The organism is Bacteroidia bacterium (genome assembly GCA_019695265.1).
Classification (GTDB): Bacteria; Bacteroidota; Bacteroidia; order JAIBAJ01; family JAIBAJ01; genus JAIBAJ01.
In genome coordinates, this window is the sequence record JAIBAJ010000035.1 from 23,241 (window position 1) to 30,050 (window position 6,810).

Here is a 6,810-nt window from a genome sequence, read left to right on the forward strand (position 1 = left end):
GTTTAGTTAAACACAAAACGGAAAAATTTATGTTGATTGTTTACCTGAATATCGAGCAAATAAAAACCAGATTCAAGTATATTTAAATCCCAAGCCAAAATATGGTGATTTTCACCAGCGTTAAAGGATTGTTTTAATAAAGATTGACCTAATTCATTGATTATTTGCCATTCTCCGGTTAAGGGTAAGTTGGAATTGGGGTAGCAAAGTAATTTATGCTCTTCCGCAATAAATGAAAAAGTAATAGGAAAATCGGGTGTTGGATGCACAGATTGGGTACCGCCGGTAAAAGTCTCATTGCGTGCAATAACCAAACTTACATCCTTAATAAAATTAACCGGATTGCCAAGTACATCATATTGTTGAGCACTGTTTAGCGGACTTGGATGTTGGATGGAAAGAAATAAAAAATTCCCATCCGGAGAAAAGTTTATTCCGGTCGGTTCACTTCCTACCGGGGTATTGGCAAAAATAGAAACCTGCGGTAGGGCCTGGCTGTGGTTAGCTCCAAATCGCCAAATATGATTATTTCCACCATCTTGTGTTACATACAAATTTCCTTCCGGGTCGAAACACAGATTATCGGGCCAAGAAAAGCTTTCTTGAACCTGTCCTCCTTCGTATTGAACCAGGTAATTTTGAGAGGATGCAAAGGTTTCAAATTGCGCAATGTTGTTTCCAAGGTCTTGAAACCTGAATATTTTGCCATGCAAAGTGGATGCGAAGTAAATTTTACCTCCCGGACCAATTTCAACATCTTCTATTCTCATAAAAGGTGTAGCGCCTAAAGTGGTGGCTTGTTGTATAACAGAGCAACGTTCTGTAATAGTGTTATTTTGGATGGGTAGCCAGGTTCCGGTGGTTGAATCGGCATTAAGTTTTAGGGTAAACAAAGTGCCGGAACTCAAATTGGAGGCTGTATCGGCAATGAATTTAAAGAGGTAACCCGGATTGAAATTATCCTCGCCGAAATAGGCAGTTCGGTAGTCAGGTGCAAAACAAGCATTTTCGTGTTGCATGCGACCAAATGACCAAATTTTATCCGGATTTCCATCATTTTCATAGTCTACCACCTGGCGGGTAAGTGGGTTTATTTCTATGCACCATCCAAAAGTAGGGTAGCCCTTGTAATTGCAATTTAAGGTGTCAAATGCTTTTTCTTCGCATGATACAAAGGTTCCCCAGGGAGTAATTCCGCCCGAACAGTTGTTTAGTGTGCCTGCACCTATACCGCATGAAAATGCAGAAAAGTCGAGCTTTTGTCCGTTGGAGATAACCCAACGACGCATAATATTGTCAAAGTTGGCATCAAATAAGGTGGCTCCACCCGGTTTGGTTTCAGAATTAATCAATAAATATCCGTTTAGTGGATTTATACCATTTTTAGGTAAGAATCCGGTAAAATCGCTATTTATTGGCATAATTTCACCTGAACTTAAGGTATCACTGGCTTTAACTAATACTTGAAATGAAAATCCATTCGGTATTTCAAAATAAAGATTTTGGCTATGTGGCATTAAACCCAGGAAATTTCCAAAACCTTGTCCTTGGGCTAAAACAGGGAAAAGTACACAGAATAAGATGGTTTTTACCGGTGAAAAGAAATTCATAATCAAGGGCTAAGATACTAGTTTTGATTGAATTATCTCACACTTCTGCCTTTCCACTGGTAATTTCTTCCCAGGCTGGAATAAGGTAGAATTAAACTGGTGTAAATTAAATTCATGAGGTATGCAGGAAAGAAGTAGGGTAGGGACTTATCCAAATTAAAGAAGTTGGCTATGGTTTTGAGGAAGAAATAATCTGTCAATCCCTTTATGATCATTGCTGATAATAAGGGGAAAATCATCCAACTCTCTCCTCCCAAAACGAGTAAAAAATAAATGACAATGGATACAGATGAGGCATAGGTTAAAGCCCCAACTGTTAAGGTTTTCCAATCCGGTAAAAACCGATTTTTAGAAACCCAGCGTTTTCGTTGTCCCAAAAATTCGGAGAAATCCTGTTTAGATTGTGTGGAAACCATGGATTCCTTGGTTTGCATAAACAGTATTTGTCCAGGAAAACGGTTTTGAATTTTATGAAGCAAGAACATATCATCGCCTGAAGCAAATCCGTCGTTTCCGTAACCACCCACCGCATAAAAACAATCCTTTCGATAGGCTAAATTAGCTCCATTGCACATCAGTGGATGTCCCAAATGGGAGGTAGCGGCGGTTACACCAATTAAGCTGGAGAACTCCAACTGTTGAAAGGCTTGAAAAAATCCAGGTTGGTAATGAAATTGTACCGGACCAAGAACCAGTTGGATGTTGGGATTTGAAAAGGGAAGAACCAACTGGCTTAACCAGTTTTTGCCTACCCTACAATCGGCATCTGTTGTAACAATAATTGGAAAACCGGCTATTTCAATTCCTTTTTCAATTGCTCTTTTCTTATAAATATTAAAGCCTTTGCTATCTTCCAACCGAATTGCTTTTAAAGAGTATTTGACTTTAGATTGGTAATTTTCAATACATGCCAAGGTGCCATCTTCGGAGGCATCGTCAATAACAATTACTTCCAGATGGGAAAATGGGTGGTTTTGTTGGTTTAAATCCTCGAGTAATGATGGTAAGGTGTTTGCTTCATTTCTGGCAGCAATTACAATACTTACCCCAATAGTATTGCTGCTTTCGGAATAGCTTGGAAGCCGGAAATTCTTCCAGGCCCTGGCCAGGCTAAGCAAATACAGACCATACAGCACCTGAATAAGCAACAAGAGGTATGTGAGAAAGAGAATCAACTGATGGAGGAAGTGCTCAAAAGTAAACCAATCCTACCTTCGCCCTCCTTTTAATGTTGAATGAAGTATGAATTTGCATTAAACCCAGATTAGCCATTTGAAAGGCTAAAACGAGTTAAGTATTTGTAAATCAATCTGTTTTTTCAAATTGATAAAAACTTCTATCCCGAATTTCTTTGGGAGGGGTAATCCCAACTCGATCAAGCAATTCGGATTTGGAATCAGCCTTTTACTTGATTTGGGTTAAACCGGCAGATTCAACCCCAAAAAATCAAACTTTCATTTTAATTCCCTTTTTTTAATGACGGTTTAAACCGTCATATTAAAAAAAACAAGTTTTTCATTCACCGGCAACCTTCCTTCCACTTTTTTTCAACCGCAACATTCAGGGCCTGCACCCTCGGGCAACGATTGAGGCAAGTAGCCCACAGGACACCTACGGCGATAGCCTAGGTGGACGAGGACTACAGCCGAAAGCGTGACCCGAACGCCCGTGAAGAATTTTCAGGAGTTGCACAAAACTAATTGGGCGGAGGGGGCCCGCATAACAGGAATTTTACAAAAACAGATTCGTATGGTTTGACTTTTTAAGATGCCCTTTTTATTGCAGACATAAAGTTTTGAATGATCGTAGCCTTCAGGTTTCGAAATGGCCAGCCTGGATATTCATTTTTCTACGGGCATTTCCGCTTCCGAATCCCGGGTTGAATGACCTAGCTTTCTATAGATTTTAAGTAAAATCAGAAAATAAGACAGCATGAGAGGTCCGAAAATTAAACCGGCTAAACCAAATAATTTGAGTCCGCCCAAAACGCCCAAAATGGTAATTAAGGGGTGCACATCGGCAATTCGTTTTTGAAAAACAAAGCGAAATAAATTATCTACCATCGAAATTACAATTCCGCCATAAGCCAAAATACCAATCCCTTCCAGGGTTTGATCTTGCATCAGTTTAATTAAGCCTGCAGGTAGCCAAATTAAGGTGGTACCAACAAAAGGAATTAAGGAAAAGGCCCCTGAAATTAGTCCCCAAAAAAATGGATCGGGAACATTAAAAAGCCAATAACCAAAACAGGCAACAATACCTTGTAAAATGGCTAAAATGGGCGTGCCTAAAGCATTGGAATAAATCTGAACCTCCAGTTCTTTTCCTAATACGGCTAAATCTTCAGGGGAGAACTCCAAATGTTCAGAAATCCATGTTTCTATATTCTCTGAATTTTGAAGCATGTAGTAAACAATGAAATACATGATCAAGGTATTGGCCATAAAATTGGCCGATTCAGATAGCATGTTAGCAAAAATGGAAGTGGCAAATTCCTGGATTTTTTGGATATTATCCGGACTAATCAGCCTGATACCAATCAACGAAAACAGCTTGTTGTCGATGGACATTAAGCTGGTATCGATGGATACATCCTGCAGTAAAAACTTCAATTTGGCATAAAAGGCATTGCTAACCAAGATTACCGGCAAAACGATTACCACGATGCTAATTAGCATAAAAATCCAGATAGACAGGGTGGTGTTTAACTTTAAACGATTTTCGAAAAATCCAATGACAGGTTTTCCTAAAACATAAAAAATGATGGAAGTAAGGAATACACTTAACAAATCCGACAAGGAGTAAAAAATAATCAAGCCCAATCCGACCAAAACAGCCAGAAATATGCGTTGAGCTAATTTTTCATTTTCAATAGAACTTAGCATGGAATTTAGTTACTTTCGAAGATTCATAAACGATATGGAAGCTGATCAACAACAACCCATTAAGGCCCTCAAAAACCAGGTTACCGATTATGTTGAATTGAGGTCTGAACATACCAAACTTAGCCTGATTGAGAACACGGCTAAGATAACAGCTTATTTCTCCTCCACCCTCATCATTGTTATTTTAGTTTTGTTTTTGGTTTTGGCCTTGTTTGTATCGGTAAGTTTTTTTCTAGGACAATTGTTTGGAAATTATGGACTTGGTTTCCTTATTTCTGCCGGATTTTACTTGTTATTACTCCTGTTCTTTTTCCTTGGATTTAAGAAAAAATTGGAGTTATACATCATTAATAAAATCATTGAATTAACCCATGGAGAATAAGCCTAAAACCCCCATTACAAACCTGGAAAGTTTGCAGCGACGCAAAGCCGAATTGGCTGTATTGTGTAAAGAAAAGGAAATGCAAATTGGACTTCAGGTCGATCATATCAGCGACAATTTAGGTCCTATTGCCATTCAAAGTCTCACCGGTTATCAGTGGAATAAGGAGGGCAGTGCCAAGGCTGAAATAGTTAAATTGCTGGTTTCCGAAGGTGTTGATACCGCCATTCTCATTCAATCCGACCCAACCAATATAAAAGAAAAGTTGGTGGAATTAATTAAGCGCATTGCAGCAGGCATTATTAATATTCTCACCAAGTAATTTGGTAAGTTTTTTCAATAGTTGTCTGTGCAATAGCCCATCTTAGGTTTACTTTTGATAAAAAACAGCATGCGTTTACTTATACTATTAGTCATTTTACCTACCCTGGCTTGGTCACAAACTTCTCCCCGTTTTGCCAAGTATCCCATTGGCGATTCGGGTTTTTCTATTTACCTTCCTACCATTCCGCATAACAATACGGCATCCTGGTCGCCCGATTCTTCCAGAGTTTATACCATCGAAAGTTCCGATATTAGTACCGGTACCCCATTTGGATTTAGTGCCATTGTTATTAATTTGAAAGACAAGTCAGGCATGAGCGAGGAGTTGGTTTTATCTTACCTCGAGTATCTCAAGCAAAGTTATAAGGTTATAAGTAGTGCCGGAGTAGGCAAGGGGCATGAATTGTCGACCCATTCTTCGGCCAAAGGATTAGTCGATTTTTGGAAAAGCGAAGATGGTACAGAATGGCAGGTAGTATCGTGGTACGATGCAGAGTCTATTGTGGTACAGTTTGTTTATGGCGAAAAAAAGCTGGAGAACGAATCGGTTTGGCAAGTCTTCAAAAATGGAATACGTTTTCCCGGCGACAAGTAAGTGGAAGGGGAATTTTTCTGATTTTATAATTCTTATTAGGCGGGTCCCATTCGCCCGATTGGGTTGGGATAATTAAACCGGGTGGAGTGCATGGGGCTCATGGTCGGGCTATTCGTTCCAAGTCCTCGTCGCCCCAGGCTAGCGCCGTGGGGCTCCTGTGGGCTTTCCACTGCTATCCCTACCCGGGGGTGAGGTGCAAGGGCGGGGTGGCGCAATCCTGTCCGGGCAATTTTTTGCTTTTGCAATCAGGTTAAGCAATTTGTTTTCAAATGATCAGGTAAGTGAAACTAAATTAAGAGTTATCTGCTTGAATTTGGATGGATTGGTCATGTTTTTTAGCACATGGCATTTTGAATATTTAATGGGAATAAATTAATTTAAATTTTTATTTTTGTTTTAATAAAAAGTGTACATATTTGCATACTGTTGGAGGGGTAGGAGAGAGGAAGTGGGAGGTATGGGGGAGTTATCGGAAATGCTTGGGCAACAGTGTAAAATATTAACTTTGGTGCGACACATGAAACGGCTAAAAAATTTCGGCAAAGCCGGTTGGCTATTCTTCTCAAAAGCAAAAGAGAAGCAACGCCCCGCACGAGGCAACCCACAGTTGCTTCACATTTGCTTTTGCCTACCCGGCAACCCCCAGATGAAAGATTTACTCAATACATTTTTAGAACTTTCCTACAATCAAATTAGTAATCATAACAAAAACGTTTAGGACATGAAAAAATACTACACAGCACTTGCATTCGTATTGTTCTTATTTACAGCAAACAGTCAGAGTATTCAATACTATTCAAATTGTGTTGACTACTATGGTGATGCATCAAACCAAAGCAATGAAACGAATGTCGAATTCATTAATCGAATTTTTGGAGTAAATTATTCCTCAATTCCATCAAATACCAACCCTGGTCATATTACAGGTAGTTTTTTAGGGTGTAGAGCCTCGCTTTCAAGTTGCCAAGACCGAAACTGTAATTCTACCTCAGCAGCAAATCCTCACAAAGGGAT

General features: G+C 39.4%; 8 protein-coding genes. 5 read left to right on the top strand and 3 right to left on the bottom strand.

From position 1 onward, the window contains the following. Window positions 1-2: 2 nt before the first annotated feature. The 3 genes from K1X82_07085 to K1X82_07095 all read right to left on the bottom strand — a co-directional run bounded on the left by K1X82_07085 (window position 3) and on the right by K1X82_07095 (window position 4,495). Window positions 3-1,610 carry a DUF839 domain-containing protein gene (locus K1X82_07085; protein MBX7181858.1) on the bottom strand — a complete coding sequence of 536 codons (1,608 nt, stop codon included), beginning with the start codon at window positions 1,608-1,610 and terminating at the stop codon, window positions 3-5. Between the two features lie 32 nt (window positions 1,611-1,642). Further along, window positions 1,643-2,785, bottom strand: coding sequence for a glycosyltransferase (locus K1X82_07090; GenBank protein ID MBX7181859.1), 1,143 nt, complete (start codon window positions 2,783-2,785; stop codon window positions 1,643-1,645). 666 nt (window positions 2,786-3,451) lie between these two features. Continuing rightward, window positions 3,452-4,495, bottom strand: coding sequence for an AI-2E family transporter (locus tag K1X82_07095; GenBank protein ID MBX7181860.1), 1,044 nt, complete (start codon window positions 4,493-4,495; stop codon window positions 3,452-3,454). On the opposite strand from K1X82_07095, the gene K1X82_07100 reads away from it, so the two are divergent. From K1X82_07100 to K1X82_07120, 5 genes are all read left to right on the top strand, one after another. Continuing rightward, on the top strand, window positions 4,494-4,877 hold the full coding sequence (locus K1X82_07100; GenBank protein ID MBX7181861.1) for a phage holin family protein: 384 nt from the start codon (window positions 4,494-4,496) through the stop codon (window positions 4,875-4,877). The genes K1X82_07095 and K1X82_07100 overlap by 2 nt on opposite strands. After that, complete coding sequence (locus tag K1X82_07105; protein MBX7181862.1) at window positions 4,867-5,199, top strand: hypothetical protein; 333 nt, start codon at window positions 4,867-4,869, stop codon at window positions 5,197-5,199. The genes K1X82_07100 and K1X82_07105 overlap by 11 nt, the downstream gene beginning before the upstream one ends. A gap of 69 nt (window positions 5,200-5,268) precedes the next feature. Then, complete coding sequence (locus K1X82_07110) at window positions 5,269-5,796, top strand: hypothetical protein (GenBank protein ID MBX7181863.1); 528 nt, start codon at window positions 5,269-5,271, stop codon at window positions 5,794-5,796. A gap of 517 nt (window positions 5,797-6,313) precedes the next feature. Further along, the gene (locus tag K1X82_07115) at window positions 6,314-6,514 is read left to right on the top strand and encodes a hypothetical protein (protein ID MBX7181864.1); all 201 of its coding nucleotides are present in this window, start codon (window positions 6,314-6,316) and stop codon (window positions 6,512-6,514) included. A gap of 3 nt (window positions 6,515-6,517) precedes the next feature. Continuing rightward, window positions 6,518-6,810: hypothetical protein (locus K1X82_07120; protein MBX7181865.1), on the top strand; the 293-nt coding region annotated here is incomplete at its 3' end.

What these genes read in the sequence shown, in the direction of transcription:
- K1X82_07085 (MBX7181858.1), bottom strand. Translation starts at nt 1,610, where the DNA reads ATGAATTTCTTTTCACCGGTAAAAACCATCTTATTCTGTGTACTTTTC.
- K1X82_07100 (MBX7181861.1), top strand. Translation starts at nt 4,494, where the DNA reads ATGGAATTTAGTTACTTTCGAAGATTCATAAACGATATGGAAGCTGAT.
- K1X82_07095 (MBX7181860.1), bottom strand. Translation starts at nt 4,495, where the DNA reads ATGCTAAGTTCTATTGAAAATGAAAAATTAGCTCAACGCATATTTCTG.
- K1X82_07105 (MBX7181862.1), top strand. Translation starts at nt 4,867, where the DNA reads ATGGAGAATAAGCCTAAAACCCCCATTACAAACCTGGAAAGTTTGCAG.
- K1X82_07110 (MBX7181863.1), top strand. Translation starts at nt 5,269, where the DNA reads ATGCGTTTACTTATACTATTAGTCATTTTACCTACCCTGGCTTGGTCA.
- K1X82_07115 (MBX7181864.1), top strand. Translation starts at nt 6,314, where the DNA reads ATGAAACGGCTAAAAAATTTCGGCAAAGCCGGTTGGCTATTCTTCTCA.